The sequence below is a fragment of the Micromonospora phaseoli genome (genome assembly GCF_900109115.1).
Classification (GTDB): domain Bacteria; phylum Actinomycetota; class Actinomycetes; order Mycobacteriales; family Micromonosporaceae; genus Micromonospora; species Micromonospora phaseoli.
In genome coordinates this window covers 88,963-106,064 of record NZ_FNYV01000013.1, presented here as the reverse complement: position 1 = coordinate 106,064, position 17,102 = coordinate 88,963, and the positions used below count along the sequence as shown (strand labels likewise).

15 protein-coding genes are annotated in these 17,102 nt (G+C 70.5%); 9 read left to right on the top strand and 6 right to left on the bottom strand.

Features of this window, described 5'->3' with window-relative positions; genetic code table 11:
• Position 1 precedes the first annotated feature (1 nt).
• From BMY89_RS25895 to BMY89_RS25870, 6 genes are all read left to right on the top strand, one after another.
• Entirely contained in the window at positions 2 to 439 is a 438-nt protein-coding gene (locus tag BMY89_RS25895; protein WP_092382683.1) for a hypothetical protein, read from the top strand.
• Between the two features lie 262 nt (positions 440 to 701).
• The gene (locus BMY89_RS25890; protein ID WP_092382682.1) at positions 702 to 2,363 is read left to right on the top strand and encodes an ABC transporter substrate-binding protein; all 1,662 of its coding nucleotides are present in this window, start codon (positions 702 to 704) and stop codon (positions 2,361 to 2,363) included.
• A 77-nt stretch (positions 2,364 to 2,440) separates the two neighbouring features.
• Positions 2,441 to 3,445 carry an ABC transporter permease gene (locus BMY89_RS25885; RefSeq protein WP_092382681.1) on the top strand — a complete coding sequence of 335 codons (1,005 nt, stop codon included), beginning with the start codon at positions 2,441 to 2,443 and terminating at the stop codon, positions 3,443 to 3,445.
• Positions 3,442 to 4,410 carry an ABC transporter permease gene (locus BMY89_RS25880; RefSeq protein WP_092382680.1) on the top strand — a complete coding sequence of 323 codons (969 nt, stop codon included), beginning with the start codon at positions 3,442 to 3,444 and terminating at the stop codon, positions 4,408 to 4,410. Before BMY89_RS25885 ends, BMY89_RS25880 begins: the two co-directional genes overlap by 4 nt.
• A 9-nt stretch (positions 4,411 to 4,419) precedes the next feature.
• Positions 4,420 to 5,577, top strand: a complete 1,158-nt coding sequence (locus BMY89_RS25875) for an ABC transporter ATP-binding protein (RefSeq protein ID WP_232521547.1) — start codon at positions 4,420 to 4,422, stop codon at positions 5,575 to 5,577.
• Entirely contained in the window at positions 5,574 to 6,677 is a 1,104-nt protein-coding gene (locus BMY89_RS25870; RefSeq protein ID WP_092382679.1) for an ABC transporter ATP-binding protein, read from the top strand. The genes BMY89_RS25875 and BMY89_RS25870 overlap by 4 nt, the downstream gene beginning before the upstream one ends.
• Before the next feature lie 14 nt (positions 6,678 to 6,691).
• Here BMY89_RS25870 and BMY89_RS25865 read toward each other — a convergent pair whose 3' ends face one another.
• Together BMY89_RS25865 and BMY89_RS25860 are read right to left on the bottom strand one after the other, a co-directional pair.
• Positions 6,692 to 7,132 carry a hypothetical protein gene (locus BMY89_RS25865; RefSeq protein ID WP_092382678.1) on the bottom strand — a complete coding sequence of 147 codons (441 nt, stop codon included), beginning with the start codon at positions 7,130 to 7,132 and terminating at the stop codon, positions 6,692 to 6,694.
• A complete protein-coding gene (locus BMY89_RS25860; RefSeq protein WP_092382677.1) occupies positions 7,114 to 7,773 on the bottom strand; it encodes an HNH endonuclease family protein in 660 nt (219 codons plus the stop codon). The genes BMY89_RS25865 and BMY89_RS25860 overlap by 19 nt, the downstream gene beginning before the upstream one ends.
• 108 nt (positions 7,774 to 7,881) lie before the next feature.
• Between BMY89_RS25860 and BMY89_RS25855 the strand changes: the two genes are divergently transcribed.
• Complete coding sequence (locus tag BMY89_RS25855; protein WP_092382676.1) at positions 7,882 to 9,354, top strand: MFS transporter; 1,473 nt, start codon at positions 7,882 to 7,884, stop codon at positions 9,352 to 9,354.
• Positions 9,355 to 9,458: 104 nt separating this feature from the next.
• Here the strand turns inward: BMY89_RS25855 and leuA are convergent, their stop codons facing one another.
• The 3 genes from leuA to BMY89_RS25840 all read right to left on the bottom strand — a co-directional run bounded on the left by leuA (position 9,459) and on the right by BMY89_RS25840 (position 12,930).
• Positions 9,459 to 11,216, bottom strand: coding sequence for a 2-isopropylmalate synthase (leuA, locus tag BMY89_RS25850; protein ID WP_092382675.1), 1,758 nt, complete (start codon positions 11,214 to 11,216; stop codon positions 9,459 to 9,461).
• 238 nt (positions 11,217 to 11,454) lie between these two features.
• On the bottom strand, positions 11,455 to 12,003 hold the full coding sequence (locus tag BMY89_RS25845; RefSeq protein WP_092382674.1) for a nitroreductase family protein: 549 nt from the start codon (positions 12,001 to 12,003) through the stop codon (positions 11,455 to 11,457).
• A gap of 84 nt (positions 12,004 to 12,087) precedes the next feature.
• The gene (locus BMY89_RS25840; protein WP_232521546.1) at positions 12,088 to 12,930 is read right to left on the bottom strand and encodes a hypothetical protein; all 843 of its coding nucleotides are present in this window, start codon (positions 12,928 to 12,930) and stop codon (positions 12,088 to 12,090) included.
• A 279-nt stretch (positions 12,931 to 13,209) separates the two neighbouring features.
• Between BMY89_RS25840 and BMY89_RS25835 the strand changes: the two genes are divergently transcribed.
• Together BMY89_RS25835 and BMY89_RS25830 are read left to right on the top strand one after the other, a co-directional pair.
• Positions 13,210 to 14,475: an aspartate kinase gene (locus tag BMY89_RS25835; protein ID WP_092382673.1), complete on the top strand. Its 1,266-nt coding sequence runs from the start codon at positions 13,210 to 13,212 to the stop codon at positions 14,473 to 14,475.
• 5 nt (positions 14,476 to 14,480) lie between these two features.
• Entirely contained in the window at positions 14,481 to 15,536 is a 1,056-nt protein-coding gene (locus BMY89_RS25830; protein ID WP_092382672.1) for an aspartate-semialdehyde dehydrogenase, read from the top strand.
• Here BMY89_RS25830 and BMY89_RS25825 read toward each other — a convergent pair.
• On the bottom strand, positions 15,533 to 16,906 hold the full coding sequence (locus BMY89_RS25825; RefSeq protein ID WP_372433302.1) for a sensor domain-containing diguanylate cyclase: 1,374 nt from the start codon (positions 16,904 to 16,906) through the stop codon (positions 15,533 to 15,535). The genes BMY89_RS25830 and BMY89_RS25825 overlap by 4 nt on opposite strands.
• Positions 16,907 to 17,102 lie beyond the last annotated feature (196 nt).

The following is a 17,102-nucleotide window of genomic DNA, read 5'->3' as shown; positions in this document are numbered from 1 at the left end:
GGTGCGGCAGGAACGGGACAACCGACCCTGGGCGCCGGCGGTGTTGGCTGCCCTGCTGGTGCTTGCCGTGCTGGCCGTTTGGTGGTGTTTCGCGGGAAAGCTGCGCCAGTTCCGCGAGGCGAGCGACCGCGGCGAGACGGCGGCTGCGGCGGAACTCGACCGACGGGCTGGCAGCTACGCCGATGCGGTGGTCGCCGCCGGGGCCAGGACGTCCGACGACCGGTTGCGCACCCTGGCCGCCGAGCAGCGGGTGGACATCTGGGAGATCCGCCGGGAGCCGGAACTGTCCCTGGTCGTCGAGTCGACCGAGGCCTACGGTCCATGGCCGGACGGCCTGCTGCAGCTGTGTCACCGGCTCGACTTCCGGGCGCTGGGCGCACCGGAGGCCGGCTTCGATCTGGTACGTCTGCCCTCGTGCCCGGCACCGCCTACGCCGTGAGAGGTACCGGTCGGTGGTATGACACCGGTGTTAGTGAGCCGTCCAATCGATGTAACAGAATGATATCGATTGTATGGGGCTATTGCGGTACTTTGTCCGTTAGCCTGCCGGCCCGGGTTGCCGGTGCCAGGCACTAAGGACACGATCCGGTACCAAGAGCTTCCCGCGCCGTTTCCGGCCGGTCCGAACGGGAGCTAAGGTCACGGCCATCGGTGACCCTGTCACCACGTTGTCCGTACCCCCTAGGACGAGGTGAAGCACCATGCGTGCATCCAGGCCGAAGGTCGCTATCGCGGCCGTGGCGGCCGCGGCCCTCGCGGTAGCAGGTTGTGCCGAGAGCGACCGCGAAGGTTCCAGCGGTAATAGCAAGGACACCCTCGTCTTCGGCGTTGCCGGAGACCCGAAGGTGCTCGACCCCAGCTTCGCCAGTGACGGTGAGTCGCTGCGCGTGGCCCGTCAGGTGTTCGAGACGCTGGTCCGCCCGGAAGAGGGCGGCACCAAGGTCAGCCCCGGCCTCGCCGAGTCCTGGGAGCCGGACGCCGCGGGCACGACCTGGACGTTCAAGCTGCGGTCCGGCGTGAAGTTCCACGACGGCACCGACTTCAACGCCGAGGCCGTCTGCGTCAACTTCGACCGCTGGTACAACGCCAAGGGCCTGATGCAGAGCCCGGACGTGACCGCGTACTGGCAGGACGTGATGGGCGGCTTCGCCGCCAACGAGGACGACACCCTCGGCGAGAGCCTCTTCAAGTCCTGCACCGCCACTGACCCCACCACGGTCAGCCTGGCCTTCACCCGGGTCTCCAGCAAGATCCCGGCGGCCCTGATGCTGCCCTCCTTCTCCATCCACAGCCCCACGGCGCTGCAGGCGCACGACGCCAGCAACGTCTCGGGCAGTGCGGACGACATCAAGTACCCGGCGTACGCGACCGAGCACCCGACCGGTACCGGTCCGTTCAAGTTCAAGGCCTGGGACGTCCCGAACAAGACGCTCACCCTGGAGCGGAACGAGGACTACTGGGGCGAGAAGGCCAAGCTGAAGAGCCTGATCTTCAAGACCATCTCGGACGAGAACGCCCGTAAGCAGGAGCTGCGTTCCGGCGGCATCCAGGGCTACGATCTGGTCGGCCCGGCCGACGTCGAGCCGCTCAAGGGCGAGGGCTTCAACGTCCTGACCCGCCCGGCTTTCAACATCCTCTACCTGGCGATCAACCAGAAGGGGAACCCGAAGCTGGCCGACCTGAAGGTCCGGCAGGCGCTGGCCCACGCGGTCAACCGTCAGGCTCTGGTCGACTCGAAGCTGCCCCCGGGCGCCCAGGTCGCGGTGAACTTCTTCCCCGACACCGTCGAGGGCTGGAACGGCGACGTCACCAAGTACGAGTACGACGTCGAGAAGGCCAAGGCGCTGCTGGCCGAGGCCGGTGCGTCGGACCTGACCCTGCGGTTCCACTACCCCACCGAGGTCACCCGGCCGTACATGCCCAACCCGAAGGACCTCTTCGAGCTGGTCTCGGCGGACCTCCAGGCGGCCGGCATCAAGATCGAGCCGATCCCGCTGAAGTGGAGCCCGGACTACCTCAACGCCACCACCTCCGGCGACAAGCACGACCTGCACTTCCTCGGGTGGACCGGCGACTACGGCGACGGCTACAACTTCATCGGTACCTTCTTCGACCGGCAGAAGGACGAGTGGGGCTACAACAACCCGGCCCTGTTCGAGAAGTTCAAGCAGGCTGACTCGACCGCCGACCCGGCGGCCCGGGTGGCGCTCTACAAGGAGCTCAACGCCGACATCATGAACTTCCTGCCCGGTGTGCCGATCTCGCACTCGCCGCCGGCGATCGTGTTCGGCAAGGACGTGACCGGGGTCACGGCGAGCCCGCTCACCGACGAGCGGTTCGCCACCGCCGAGTTCAAGTCCTGATCTGACGCACAGACCGCGGGCGGGCGCTGTACCACAGCGCCCGCCCGCGATCGGCAAAGCACCCTTACGAGGCGGCCGTGTTCCGGTTCATCGTCAGACGCCTGCTGCAGCTGATACCCACGCTGTTCGGGCTCTCCATCCTGCTGTTCATCTGGCTCCGCCGGCTGCCCGGCGGCCCCGAGACCGCCATCCTGGGCGAGCGGGGCACGCCCGAGATGCGCGCCGCGATCCGCCGCAACCTCGGCCTCGACGAGCCGATCCTGATCCAGTACGGCCGGTTCGTCCGGCGGATGATCCGCCTCGACCTGGGCACGTCGATCTCGACCAAGCGCGAGGTCACCACGGAGTTCCTCCAGCGCTTCCCCGGCACCGTCGAGCTGACCATCACCGCGATGGTGATCGCGATCGGCATCGGCATCCCGCTGGGCTATCTGGCCGCCCGCCGGCGCGGTCAGTTCCTCGACCACGCCTCCGTCGGCGGGTCGCTGATCGGCATCTGCATCCCGGTCTTCTTCCTGGCGTACATCCTCAAGGCGATCTTCTCGGAGAACCTCGGCTGGTTCCCCTCCAGCGGCCGACAGGACCCGACCCTCGGCGCCACCCGGATCACCAACTTCTTCGTCCTCGACGGGCTGATGACCCGGGAGTGGGACGCCGCCGCCGATGCGCTCTGGCACCTTGTGCTGCCGGGGATGGCGTTGGCCAGCATTCCGCTGGCGATCATCGTCCGGATCACCCGGGCCAGCGTGCTCGAGGTGCTCAACGAGGACTTCGTACGCACCGCCGAGGCAAAGGGCCTGACCGAGAACGTCGTCCGTCGCCGGCACGTGCTGCGCAACGCCATGCTGCCGGTGGCCACCTCGATCGGCCTGCTCACCGGCGGCCTGCTCTCCGGCGCGGTGCTCACCGAGACCGTCTTCGCGTTCAGCGGGATCGGTGCCTTCCTCGCCGACTCCATCAGCCAGCGCGACTATCCGGTCCTGATGGGCTTCATCATGATCATTGCGGTGGTCTACGTGCTGGTGAACCTGATCGTGGACCTCTCGTACAGCCTGATCGACCCGAGGGTGAGGGTCCGATGACGATCATCAGCGGGAAGAAGCGCGAGAAGATCGACCGGCTCGCCGAACTCGCCGCCCGTGAGGAGGAGCGAGGGGTCAGCCTCTGGCAGGACGCCTTCCGCCGGCTGCGACGCAATCCGGCGGCCATCGTCGGCGCGGTCATCCTGGCCATCTTCGTACTGGTCGCGGTCGTCGGTCCGTTCTTCGTGCCGTACGGCCCGACGGACACCATCGGCATCCGCGAGGGCGTGGTCCGGGTGGGTCAGGGCCTGATCCCGGGTCACTCGGCCGAGCACTGGCTCGGCTACGACCACCAGGGCCGGGACGTCTTCAGTCGGATGGTCGTCGGAGCCCGACAGACCCTGCTGGTCGGCGTGGTCGCCACCATGATCGGTCTCGCCATCGGCGCGCTGATCGGTGGCGTCGCCGGCGCCGCCGCCGGCCTCGGCGGTCGCTGGGGCCGCTGGATCGACACCACCCTGATGCGCTTCATCGACATGCTGCTGGCGCTGCCCAGCCTGCTGCTGGCGGTGAGCATCGCCGCGCTGCTCGGGCCGAGCCTGACCACCGTGATGATCGCGGTCGGCATGGTCTCGGTGCCTGTCTTCGCCCGGTTGCTGCGCGGCTCGATGATCGTCCAGTCCAACAGCGACTACGTGCTGGCGGCCACCTCGCTCGGCGTACGCAAGTCGAAGATCGCGCTGGCCCATGTGCTGCCCAACTCGCTCGCCCCGGTCATCGTCCAGGCCACCCTCACGCTGGCCACCGCGATCATCGAGGCCGCCGCGCTGTCCTTCCTGGGCCTGGGCAACCCCGACTCGGCCACGCCCGAGTGGGGCGTGATGCTGGCCGACGCGCAGCAGTGGATCGGCATCCGGCCCGCGCTGGCCATCTACCCGGCGGTCGCCATCATCATCACCGCACTGGGCTTCACGCTGCTCGGTGAGGCGATGCGTGAGGCGCTCGACCCGAAGCTGCGGAAGTAGGTTCTCTCCATGGCACTACTCGAAGTGGACGACCTCTCCGTCACCTTCGCGCGACGCGGTCAGCGGACCGTGCGGGCCGTCGACGGGGTTTCCTTCTCCGTGGACGCCGGGGACGTGGTCGGCCTGGTCGGCGAGTCCGGTTGCGGCAAATCGGTCACCTCGCTGGCGATCATGGGGCTGCTGCCCAAGCAGCCCGGCCTGCGGGTCGGCGGCAAGGCGATGTTCGACGGCACCGACCTGCTCCAGCTCGACGACCGGTCGCGGCGGGACATCCGGGGCCGGGACATCGCGATGATCTTCCAGGACCCGCTGTCGTCGCTGAATCCGGTCGTACCGATCGGCCTCCAGGTGACCGAGGTGCTGACCCGGCACCGTGGCATGAAGGGGGACGCGGCGGCGAAGGAGGCCGCCGAGTTGCTGGACCGGGTGGGCATCCCCGACCCGAAGCGGCGGCTGAAGGAGTACCCCCACCAGCTCTCCGGTGGGATGCGCCAGCGCGCCCTGATCGCCATGGCGGTGGCCTGCCAGCCCCGGTTGCTGATCGCCGACGAGCCGACGACCGCCCTGGACGTCACCATCCAGGCGCAGATCCTGGAGTTGCTGAAGGACCTGGTCCGCGGCTCCGGCACCGCGCTGGTGATGATCACGCACGACCTGGGCGTGGTGGCCGGCATGTGCGACACGGTCAACGTGCTCTACGGCGGTCGGGTGGTGGAGACCGCGCGGCGGCGTCCGCTGTTCCGCGAGCCACGGCACCCGTACACCGTGGGGTTGCTCGCCTCGGTGCCGCGCCTGGACGCCGGGCGCGGAGAGCGGCTCAACCCGATCCCCGGCTCGGTACGGGACCTGCTGCCGTGGCCGGAGGGCTGTGCCTTCGCCCCACGCTGCACCCGCCGGGTGGACGCCTGCGTCGGCGAACCGCCGGATCTGGTGCTCACCCACGACGGCCGTAGCTACCGTTGCATCAACCCGGCCCCGCTGCCCGGCATCGTGCCCACCACCGCAGCGGCGTCGCCGACCGCGGCGGCGTCGTCGATTGCGGCGGCCGAGTCGGCGGATACCGCCGACGGCGACGGGCCGGCGCCGGTCATCGGTGCCGAGGCCCTGGATGCGGGCACGCCGGCCGGTGGCCCGGTGCCGGCGCCGCGCGAGGAGGAGAAGTCATGACCGACAGCGACATCCTCGTCGAGGTCCGGGACCTGAAAGTGCACTTCCCGATCAAGCGGGGGGTGCTGTTCGACCGGACGGTCGGCCACGTCAAGGCGGTCGACGGCGTCGACCTGAGCATCCGGCGCGGCCAGACGTACGGGTTGGTCGGCGAGTCCGGCTGCGGCAAGTCCACCCTCGGGCGGGCGTTGCTCCAGCTCACTCCGCCCACCGCCGGGGAGGTCAGTTTCGACGGGGTCGAGTTGACCAAGCTGGCCTCCGGCAAGTTGCGCACGATGCGCCGGCGAATGCAGATGATCTTCCAAGATCCGATGTCCAGCCTCGACCCACGGCAGAACGTCGAGTCGATCCTCACCGAGGGCCTGCAGACGCACGGCATCGGCGGTGACCGGGACGGCCGGCGGAAGATCATCGCCGAGACGTTGGACAAGGTCGGGCTGCCGCGCTGGGCGCTCTCCCGCTACCCGCACGAGTTCTCCGGCGGCCAGCGCCAGCGCATCGGCATCGCCCGCGCGCTGGTGCTCGGGCCGGAGCTGATCGTCGCCGACGAGCCGGTCTCCGCGCTGGACGTGTCGATCCAGGCCCAGGTGGTCAACCTGCTCGACGAGTTGCAGGACAACCTCGGTCTGACCTATCTGGTGATCGCGCACGACCTGGCGGTGGTCCGCCACATCTCCGACACGGTCGGCGTGATGTACCTGGGTGCGCTGGTCGAGGAGGCACCGAGCGACCGGCTCTACACCGAGCCGCTGCACCCGTACACCCGGGCGTTGATGTCGGCGGTGCCGGTGCCGGATCCGGACGTGGAGGACCGCCGGGAGCGGATCCTGCTCGCCGGTGACCTGCCCTCGCCGGCGAACCCCCCGGCGGGTTGTCGCTTCCACACCCGGTGCCCGTGGGCGCAGCCGACCCGCTGCGCCGACGAGCGGCCGGTGCTGCGGGAGATCGGCGCCAGTCGGGTCGCCTGCCACTGGGCCGAGCAGATCGCCAGCGGCGAGCTTCGCCCGCACAAGGTGAGCGCGGAGATCATCCGCCCGGCGGGCGAGGGCGAGGAGCCCGGCGTCGTCTCGGCCCCCAGCGAACCCGGCTCCTTCGTGTAGGCAGGGCGCCGGGTTCAGCCCTCGGGACGGTTCAGCAGGCCGACGGCGATGCTGTGCACCGCGTCCAGCCCGGCGGCGTCACCCAGCGACGCCTTGCCGCCGGTGACCACGTACCACTCGTCGGCGTCCTTGTACTGCACGTGCAGGGTGACCTGCCCGTCGGCGAAGTCGGTGCGCAGGGTCAACTCGCCGGTGACCACGCCGACCTCGTCGGTCATCACCCCGCCGGGCCCCGGCACGATGTCCGTGGTCCGGCTCTGTGGGCCGGTGGCGCCACCGGCGTCAGCGGCCATTCCGGCACCCGGCACCTGCACCTCGTGGGCGGCGGTGCCGTCGGCGGTCATCCCGGCCGTGGCCGGGCCGGCTGGCGGCGGACTGCCGGTGGCTGCGGCGTCCTGCCCACCGGAGCCGGGCGCCGGGGCACCGTCGGCGCCGGTTACGGCTTGCTCTCCCATGTGCAGCCCTCCAACATGTCGGTCAGCGCGGCCTTCTCGGCGCTGGTCACCGTCAACCGCCAGTGGTGCTTCACCGCCACCCAGTCACCGGCGTACTGGCACCAGTACGACTGGCTTGGTGGCTTCCACTGGGACGGATCCTGGTCACCCTTTGCCCGGTTTGAGGACGCGGAAACCGCGAAGAGCTGCGGTCGGTCGAGGTCGTTGGCGAAATTGCCGCGTTTCGTGTCGTCCCAGTCGTCGGCACCGGAACGCCAGGCGTTGGCCAGCGGGACCATGTGATCGATGTCCACGCTGGACGGGTCGGTGAAGGAGCGCCCGTCGTAGACGCTCTCCCACCGGCCGCCCACCACGTTGCAGCCGGAATGCCGGATGTCCTTGCCGTCGCGCTCCAGCACGGTGTCCCGGACATCGCAGTTCTGGCCGGTCTTGCGCCAGTGCGGGAAATGGCTGCGACTGTAGCCCCGCATCGAGCTGGCTTCGGCGACGGTGAGCTGGTCGAGCATCTGGGTGGCGGTACCGCCGTCACCGCTCGGCGGCGCCTCCTGCTCGTCGAGCGGGACGCAACCGGCCGCGCCGAAGGTCAGCGCCGCGGCGAGCGCGAGCGCCCCCAGGGCGCGGGATCCTGATCTGGTACGCACAGACGACACCTCTCCAGCTTGCGGTCTTCCGGCGATCCCGCACAGTACCCGGGCGAGGTTTCGGCGTTTCGTGGTGTCTGACAGATGACGCACGGCAGATTGGTACCCATGCCTGAACCCGCGCACGCCCTCCGGCTGCGAAGCAGCGCCGGCCGGGGCACCCTCGTCGCCGCCGTGCTCGCCTCCGGGATGGTCTTCCTGGACAGCACCGTGGTCAACGTGGCGCTGCCCCGACTCGGCGCCGAACTCGACGCCTCCGTCGCCGGCCTACAGTGGACGGTCAACGGCTACCTGCTCACCCTCGCGGCGTTCGTGCTGCTCGGAGGGGCGTTGGGCGACCGCTTCGGGCGGCGACGGATCTTCCTGCTCGGCGTCGTCTGGTTCACCATCGCCTCCGTACTCTGCGGGCTGGCCCTGCGGACCGACTGGCTGGTGGCCGCGCGGTTCCTGCAGGGCGCGGGCGGCGCGCTGCTGACCCCGGGCTCGCTGTCCCTGCTCCAGGCCAGCTTCCACCCGGACGACCGGGCGAAGACGATCGGGGCGTGGTCGGGCCTGTCCGGCGTCTCCACCGCGCTCGGCCCGTTCATCGGCGGCTGGCTGATCGACGCGCTCTCTTGGCGGTGGATCTTCTTCCTGAACGTGCCGTTGGCCGTGCTCGTGGTGCTGGCAACCCTTCGCTGGGTGCCGGAGAGCCGGGACGAGAGCGTCTCTCGGACCCGGGGGGCGCGCCGGTTCGACGTGGCGGGGGCGCTGCTCGGCGCGCTCGGTCTGGCCGGTGTTACGTACGCCCTGGTCGACGCGCCCGGGCGCGGCCTGCACTCGCCGGCCGTACTGGCGGCGGCACTGGTCGCGGTGCTCGCCGCGGTGGCCTTCGTGTTCGTCGAGCGGCGGCGCGGTGAGGCCGCCATGCTGCCCACCGGCCTGTTCGGCAGCCGGCTGTTCTCGGTGCTGAACGTCTTCACCGTGCTGGTCTACGCCGCGCTCGGCGGGTTCACCTTCTTCATCGCCGTCTACCTGCAGAACGTGCTCGACTGGTCGGCGCTGCTCACCGGCCTGGCGCTGCTGCCGATGACGCTGCTGCTGCTGATCGGCTCGCCCGGTGCCGGGGCGCTGTCCACGAGGATCGGGCCACGGCTGCCGTTGACGGTCGGCCCGGTACTGGCCGCCGGCGGCCTGTTGATGCTGCGCGAGGTCTCACCGGGTGCCTCGTACTGGGGTCAGGTGCTGCCCGGTGTGGCGCTGTTCGGGGCCGGGCTGACCCTGGTGGTGGCGCCGCTGACGGCCTCGGTGCTGGCCGCCGTCGAGGACCGCTTCGCGGGGGTGGCGAGCGGCTTCAACAACGCCGCCTCCCGGGTCGGCGGCCTGTTGGCGGTGGCGGCCCTGCCGCTGCTGGTCGGTCTCTCCGGTGCCGGCTACGAGCAACCCGCCGAACTCACCGCCGCATATCGTGGCGCGCTGCTCTGGTGCGCCGGGCTGCTGCTGGCCGGCGCGGCCATCGCCGTCCTGCTGGTACGTCGTCCGGCCCGACGACCGCCGCCCGCCCAGCCCTGCCACTCGATGCCGGTCTCCACCCCGAAATAACCGGATGTAAGGAGGGGGCCCTTGTTAACGGATTCTGTATAGGAAGGGCCCCTTGTTAACGCCCACGGCTCGGCCGGTGTTAACAAGGGGCCCTTCCTTGCACCTCAGCGGCGGGCGCGGTTGACGGCGCTGGTGACCGCCTTGATGGAGGCGGTGACGATGTTGGCGTCCATGCCGACGCCCCAGACCGTCCGCCCATCGACCTCGCACTCGACGTACGCGGCGGCCTGCGCGTCCCCGCCCGAGGAGAGCGCGTGCTCGTGGTAGTCGAGCACGCGTACGCTCACGCCGGCCGAGCCGAGCCCGTTGACGTACGCGTCGATCGGGCCGTTGCCGATCGCGGTGACCGAACGCGGCTGCCCGGCGACGCCGACCTGGGCGGTGATCTCGACCTTGCCGTCGGCGGTGCCGATGGCGTACTCGGTCAGGGTCACCGCCGGGTCGGTCTGGTGGTCGAGCAGGTACTGCCCGGCGAAGATCTGCCACATGGTGGCCGGTGAGACCTCGCCGCCGTCGTGGTCGGTGACCTCCTGCACCACGCCCGAGAACTCGATCTGGAGCCGGCGTGGCAGGTCGAGCTGGTGCTCGGTCTTCATGATGTACGCGACGCCGCCCTTGCCGGACTGCGAGTTGACCCGGATCACCGCCTCGTAGCTGCGGCCCAGGTCCTTCGGGTCGATCGGCAGGTAGGGCACCGCCCAGGTGAACTGGTCGACCGGCGCGCCGGCCGCCGCGGCGTCGGCCTCCAGCGCGGCGAAGCCCTTGTTGATGGCGTCCTGGTGGGATCCGGAGAAGGCGGTGTAGACGAGGTCGCCGGCGTACGGGTGGCGCTCGGGTACGGGCAGCTGGTTGCAGTACTCGACGGCCCGCTTGATCTCGTCGATGTCGGAGAAGTCGATCATCGGGTCGATGCCCTGGGAGAAGAGGTTCAACCCCAGCGTCACCAGGTCGACGTTGCCGGTGCGCTCGCCGTTGCCGAACAGGCAGCCCTCGATCCGGTCGGCCCCGGCCAGCAGGCCCAGCTCGGCGGCGGCGACCCCGGTGCCCCGGTCGTTGTGCGGGTGCAGGCTGAGCACCAGGCTGTCGCGCCGGGGCAGGTGCCGGTGCATCCACTCGATCGAGTCGGCGTACACGTTCGGCATGGCCATCTCGACGGTGGCCGGCAGGTTGACGATCAGCTTGCGGTCCGGGGTCGGGTCGACCACCTCGATGACCTTGGCGCAGACGTCCAGCGCGTACTCCAGCTCGGTGCCGGTGTACGACTCGGGCGAGTACTCGTAGTGGATCTCGGTGTCCGGGGTGTGGATCTCGGCGTACTTCTGGCACAGCCGGGCGCCGGTGGTGGCGATGTCGGTGATGCCGTCGCGGTCCAGCCCGAACACTACCCGGCGCTGCAACGTGGAGGTGGAGTTGTAGAAGTGCACGATCGCCCGGCGGGCGCCACGCAGCGAGGCGAAGGTCCGGTCGATCAGGTGTTCCCGACACTGGGTCAGCACCTGGATCGTGACGTCGTCGGGGATCAGGTCCTGCTCGATCAGCTGCCGGACGAAGTCGTAGTCGGTCTGGCTGGCCGACGGGAAGCCGACCTCGATCTCCTTGTAGCCCATCTGCACCAGGAGCTGGAACATCCGTCGCTTGCGCTCCGGCGACATCGGGTCGATCAGCGCCTGGTTGCCGTCGCGCAGGTCGACCGCACACCAGCGCGGCGCGACCTCGACCTGCCGGGTGGGCCAGCTGCGGTCGGGCAGGGCGATCGGGAACTGCTGCTGGTACGGCTGGTACCGCTGGTACGGCATCCGGCTGGGACGCTGTCGGGCGATGGGATCGGAGTCAACGTCGGTGGTGCCGGCTGGGTGAGCCATGGCGGAGTTCTCCTGTGGTCATGTGGGTCAGCAGCGAAAGTCGGCAGCGGTGCCGAACAAAAGATCCGAGACAGTGCTGGCGGCGCGGTTCGACTCCGCGACGAGGTGCCGGCCGTCAGGCCTCGTCGCGGCGACCAAGGAGAAGGTGCGCCTGCCACATGACAGAGTGACACTACGTGATGGGACGGCGTCTGGGAAGGTCGGTCCGGACTTTGGGACGAGGCTCGCGCGAGAGGGCTCAGACCGCGGAGTCTGCCCAGCTCATCACCAGTTCGGCCAGTGGTCGGCGGTGCCGTAGCGAGGTCTCATCGGCCAGCAGGTCGGCCGGGAGGCTGAACGGATCGCCCAGTTGGCCGACCGTCACCACCACACACGGTCGCACGTCGCGGGGCAGGTCGAGATCGGCGACCAGGCCGGCGCGATCGAGGTCGGTCACCTGACGGACGTGCAACCCCAGCGCGGTGGCCTGGACGGTCAGGTGGGCCACCGCCTGGCCCAGGTCGTACGTCGCGAACGGGTTGCCGGCGTGCCGGTACGCGGCGAGCAGCAGAACGCTGGCGCGCCCGGCCCACCGCTGGTCGGCCGGCGGCAGATTGACCAGGATCCGCTTGAAGGTCTCGTCCTCACGGTGCCCCACCGCGAATCGCCAGGGCTGTCGGTTGCCGACGGAGGGCGCCCATCGGGCGGCTTCCAGCAGCGTCGCCGTCTCGGCGTGGGTCAGCTCCGCAACCGGATCGAAGGACCGGGGGCTCCAGCGGAACGCGAGCAGCGGAGTGAGGTCGGTCATGCGAAGAGCGTCCCGTATGGGCGTTTTAAAAGCCTTGCCGGGGGTGGTGAAGTGTGGGGTAAAACACCCGTAACGGACTTATCGTCAGGGCGTTGCCGCGTCCGGCCCGGTGCCGCCTGGCACAGTGCCGCCGGGCTCGGTGCTGCCGGGTTCGGTGCTGATCGGCGAGGACGGTTCGACAGGTGGTGCCGCCATGCCCAGCGGCTCGGCCTCCACCACCGGTCCGGCGAGCGCCACGGTGGTCGGTGCCGGCTCAGGCGGCGCGGCCAGCGTCAGCGTGCCGAACGCCGCCCGTACCGCCGTCGGGGTGCCGTCGGCGTCGAAGCAGTAGATGCCCGCGTCCAGCGGCGAGTTGATCGAGGCGACCGTGGTCTCCACCGAGTAGCAGCTGCCGGTCGCTCCGGGCGGCGCCATGGCCGGCGAGACCGACAGCGGGGCGCGTCGGTCGGTCAGCACCTTCAGCCAGTCGGTGAACGGATGCTGCACCCGCGGGTCGAGCCGCCGCGGCAGCGTGTCGTCGCGCTCGCCGAGGCGTACGCAACTGGCCGGCTCCGGCCTGGTCGCCGACGGCAGCCCGCACTGGAACAGTCCGTCGGGTGTTGCCGCGAGCGAGATGTCGGCCGTGCCACCGAGCGCGCCCGCCGGTACGTCCACCCGCCAGCTGTCGTCATTCGCGCTGGTGAAGACGATCAGCCGGTCGGCGATGCCGTCCACCCGCAGGGTGTACCGGGCGACCAGATGTCGATCCTGGGCGGCGGCAGCGAGGGCGGCCAGCTCGTCGCGGGCCGCATCCAGCCCGGCGGGCCGCGGCGCGGCGCTCGGCGGCGGCGCGGGGGTGGCGGGCGGCTCGGACGAGCAGCCGGTGAACAGGACGAGGAGCGCGAACGGCGCGGTCAGCAGGCGGGCCGGATGGTGGACGGGGCGCACCCGGCCATTCTGGGTGTTGGACCGGCTTTCGGACACCCCCGGAAGGGGCGGCATCGCCGGCGTGTCGCACACCACCCTCGTCGCGGCCCGAGGCCGGATCGTGGGATCACCTGACCCGGCGGTCAGAGCGGCCCGATACCCTGAGGTCGTCCGACCCGCGCCGCCGGCCACGGTGCCGGCGGCGCCGGCACGCCAAACCCATTGCCGGCGCGCCGGCACGCCAAGCCCGGTGCCGGCGGCGTCGGCACGCTCAGGGCAACCGGGAGGGAGTGCGCCGTCGTGGCACTCGTGGTGCAGAAGTACGGCGGATCCTCCGTCGCCAACGCCGAGCGGATCAAGCGGGTGGCCGAGCGCATCGTCGCCGCCCGCAAGGCTGGCGACGACGTGGTGGTGGTGGTCTCCGCGATGGGCGACACCACCGACGAGCTGCTCGACCTGGCCAACCAGGTCAGTCCGTTGCCCCCGGGGCGCGAGCTGGACATGCTGCTCACCGCCGGCGAGCGGATCTCCATGGCGCTGCTGGCGATGGCGATCCACAACCTGGGGTACGAAGCCCGCTCGTTCACCGGTTCGCAGGCGGGCGTGATCACCACCTCGGTGCACGGCAGGGCGCGGATCATCGACGTCACCCCGGGGCGGCTCAAGGGTGCGCTGGACGAGGGCGCCGTGGTCATCGTCGCCGGTTTCCAGGGCGTCTCGCAGGACACCAAGGACGTCACCACGCTGGGCCGGGGCGGCTCGGACACCACCGCGGTGGCGCTGGCCGCGGCGCTGCGTGCGGACGTCTGCGAGATCTACACCGACGTGGACGGGGTCTTCACCGCCGATCCGCGGATCGTCCCGAACGCCCGACACATCAAGCAGATCACCTACGAGGAAATGCTGGAGCTGGCCGCCTGCGGTGCGAAGGTGCTGCACCTGCGTAGCGTGGAGTACGCCCGCCGGGCGGGGCTGCCGATCCACGTCCGTTCGTCATACTCGACCAACACCGGCACCATGGTCACCGGATCGATAGAGGAGCTTCCCGTGGAGCAGGCACTGATCACCGGGGTTGCCCACGACCGCAGCGAGGCCAAGATCACCATCGTCGGGGTGCCCGACGAGCCGGGCGCCGCCGCGAGCATCTTCGACACCGTCGCGGGCGCCGAGATCAACATCGACATGATCGTGCAGAACGTCTCCACCGAGGGCACCGGCCGCACCGACATCTCCTTCACGCTGCCGAAGACCGACGGGCCCACCGCCATGGCCGCGCTGAGCAAGATCCAGGAGGCGGTCAACTTCAAGGGCCTGCTCTACGACGACCACGTCGGCAAGGTCTCCCTGATCGGTGCCGGGATGCGGTCCCACCCCGGGGTGGCTGCCGGCTTCTTCGCCGCGCTCGGCCAGGCCGGGGTGAACATCGAGATGATCTCCACCTCGGAGATCCGGGTCTCGGTGGTCTGCCGGGACACCGACCTCGACGCGGCGGTCCGCGCCATCCACCAGGCGTTCGACCTCGGCGGCGACACCGAAGCCGTGGTGTACGCGGGGACGGGGCGGTAGCGCGGGTGGCCGGGCTGCCCACCCTGGCCGTGGTCGGGGCGACGGGGGCCGTCGGCACGGTGATGTGTGAGCTGCTCACCGGGCGTCGCAATGTCTGGGGCGAGATCCGCCTGCTGGCCTCCGAGCGGTCGGCCGGGCGCAAGGTCCGCTGCCGGGGCGAGGAGTTGACCGTCCAGACCCTGACCGAGCAGGCGCTGGACGGCGTCGACGTGGCGATGTTCGACGTGCCGGACGAGGTCTCCGCGCACTGGGCGCCGATCGCGGTGAGCCGAGGTGCCGTGGTGGTGGACAACTCCGGTGCCTTCCGGATGGACCGGGACGTCCCGCTGGTGGTGCCGGAGATCAATCCCGAGCAGTTGGGCAACCGGCCCCGGGGCATCGTGGCCAACGCCAACTGCACCACCCTCGCGATGATCGTCGCGGTCGCCCCGCTGCACCGCGAGTACGGCCTGCGTGAGCTGGTGCTCGCTTCCTACCAGGCGGTCTCCGGCGCGGGCCAGGTGGGCGCGGACGTCCTGCACGACCAGTTGACCAAGGTGGCCGGTGATCGGCTGCTCGGCTCGCGTACCGGCGATGTGCGTCAGGCCGTCGGTGACGAACTCGGCCCGTTCCCCGCCCCGCTGGCGCTCAACGTGGTGCCCTGGGCGGGCTCGTTGGCCGACTACGGCTGGTCGTCCGAGGAGATGAAGGTGCGCAACGAGTCGCGCAAGATCCTCGGGATGCCCGACCTCAAGGTCTCCGCCACCTGCGTACGGGTGCCCGTGGTGACCGGCCACTCGGTCGCGGTACACGCCGTCTTCGCCACCGAGATCGATGCCGATGGGGCCCGGGGGGTGCTGCGCAACGCGCCCGGGGTGATCGTGGTCGACGACCCGGCGGCCGGCGAGTTCCCGATGCCGATCGACGTGGTCGGGACCGACCCCTCCTGGGTCGGCCGGATCCGGCGCGCCCTCGACGACCCCCGCGCCCTGGACTTCTTCGTCACCGGCGACAACCTCCGCAAGGGTGCCGCCCTGAACACCGCCCAGATCGCCGAACTCCTGGCCAAGGACCTCACCTAGGCGGCGGAGAGGTGGACGCCGTCGCGGCCTCGGCGCTTGACGGCGTAGAGAGCCTGGTCGGCGCGGCGTAGCGTCAGCTCGGGGGACTCGCCCGGGTGGGGCAGGGCCACGCCGACGCTGATCGTCCGGCCGATCCGGCGGGCCGCCTCGGTGAGCCGTTCGGCGACCCGTACGGCCTCGTCGGGGAGGCCCACCTCGATCACCGCGACGAACTCGTCCCCGCCGATCCGGTACAGCTCGTCGCCCTGGCGAAGCGCACCCTCCAACGCCCGGGCGAGGTCGACCAGCACCCGGTCGCCCGCCTGATGGCCGTAGGTGTCGTTGACGGTCTTGAAACCGTCCACGTCGATCGCCAGCAGGGCGGTACGGCCAGGGGTCGCGGAGGCGATCCGCTGCCCGAACGGGCCGGTGTGCCGCAGCCCGGTCAGCGGGTCGGAGCTGGCCTGCACCCGAAGTCGGTCCAGGGTGCGTAGCCGGTCCAGGCAGCCCCACGCCTGACCGGCCAGCAACTCCATCAGGTTGACCGTGGTCGGATCCGGTCGCAGCAACCGCTCGTCGGCGACCAGCAGCACGCCGCCCCGCTCGGGCGGCCCGAACGGCACCGCCACCAGCGTGCCCACCCCGGCCCGGACCAGCGGCTCGTGCTCGGCGGTGGGCGGGTGGCCGGATTCGCCGAGGGTGTAACCGGCGCCGTAGCGATGGGCCCGGTCGATGATGCGCCGCAGCGCCGAGCGGCCCACCTCGCCCAGCTCGGCACGTATCCGCGTCTCCAGCCCGTCGGGGGCGACCGTCGGTGCGCCGAGTCGGGGGCCGCCGCGACCCCCGAGCAGCAGGACGGCCGCAGCGAGGGTGGACACGTCCCGGGCCGCTGCGATCGCGGCCGCCATCAGGTCCCATTCGGTGGTGGCGGCGGTCATCGCGGAGGCATGCCGGAGCAACTTCTCGCTGCGGCTCTCCGCCGGCCCGCCGAGCGCCACGATCCGGGCGCCCAGGCGGGCGGCGACACGCTCGGCGACCACCTGCCAGGACGCCAGGTCGGCCGGGCCGGTCCACTGCAGGTCGAGTACCCCGATGGGCCGGCCGGCCGGATCCAGCACCGGTACGCACAGCTCGGCGGTGACGTCGGGGCGTACCGGGATGTGGTCGGCATCGGCGTCGACGTCCGGGACGATGGCCGGCTGGCCGCCGGTGTAGACCCGGCCGACGATTCCGGCGTCCGGTGCCACGGTGGCGAAGACCTGCCAGGATCCGGTGGCGGCGACGCAGCGGAGCCGGCCGTGGACGTGCAGCAGGATGGCGATGGTGGCAGGGGTGTAGCGGGCGAGGGCGCTGACGGCCGCCTCGCAGACCTCCGTGACGGTCGACGCCATGGGCAGCCGGACCGTCACATCACGAATGACCTTCTGGTGATTCACTCGCACGTCGTTCCAGGTTCGGATCCGTTCCCGGTGGCGCCGGGCCGCTGATCAAGCGTACTCACGCCGACCTGTGAGCAACCTGAAGTCGTACACATGTGCTATCCACAGGCTGTGGACGCGGCCTGTGGGGCCACGCGGAGCGGGCCGC

What these genes read in the sequence shown, in the direction of transcription:
- BMY89_RS25890 (WP_092382682.1), top strand. Translation starts at nt 702, where the DNA reads ATGCGTGCATCCAGGCCGAAGGTCGCTATCGCGGCCGTGGCGGCCGCG.
- BMY89_RS25880 (WP_092382680.1), top strand. Translation starts at nt 3,442, where the DNA reads ATGACGATCATCAGCGGGAAGAAGCGCGAGAAGATCGACCGGCTCGCC.
- BMY89_RS25875 (WP_232521547.1), top strand. Translation starts at nt 4,420, where the DNA reads ATGGCACTACTCGAAGTGGACGACCTCTCCGTCACCTTCGCGCGACGC.
- BMY89_RS25870 (WP_092382679.1), top strand. Translation starts at nt 5,574, where the DNA reads ATGACCGACAGCGACATCCTCGTCGAGGTCCGGGACCTGAAAGTGCAC.
- BMY89_RS25865 (WP_092382678.1), bottom strand. Translation starts at nt 7,132, where the DNA reads ATGGGAGAGCAAGCCGTAACCGGCGCCGACGGTGCCCCGGCGCCCGGC.
- BMY89_RS25855 (WP_092382676.1), top strand. Translation starts at nt 7,882, where the DNA reads ATGCCTGAACCCGCGCACGCCCTCCGGCTGCGAAGCAGCGCCGGCCGG.
- leuA (WP_092382675.1), bottom strand. Translation starts at nt 11,216, where the DNA reads ATGGCTCACCCAGCCGGCACCACCGACGTTGACTCCGATCCCATCGCC.
- BMY89_RS25845 (WP_092382674.1), bottom strand. Translation starts at nt 12,003, where the DNA reads ATGACCGACCTCACTCCGCTGCTCGCGTTCCGCTGGAGCCCCCGGTCC.
- BMY89_RS25825 (WP_372433302.1), bottom strand. Translation starts at nt 16,906, where the DNA reads ATGGCGTCGACCGTCACGGAGGTCTGCGAGGCGGCCGTCAGCGCCCTC.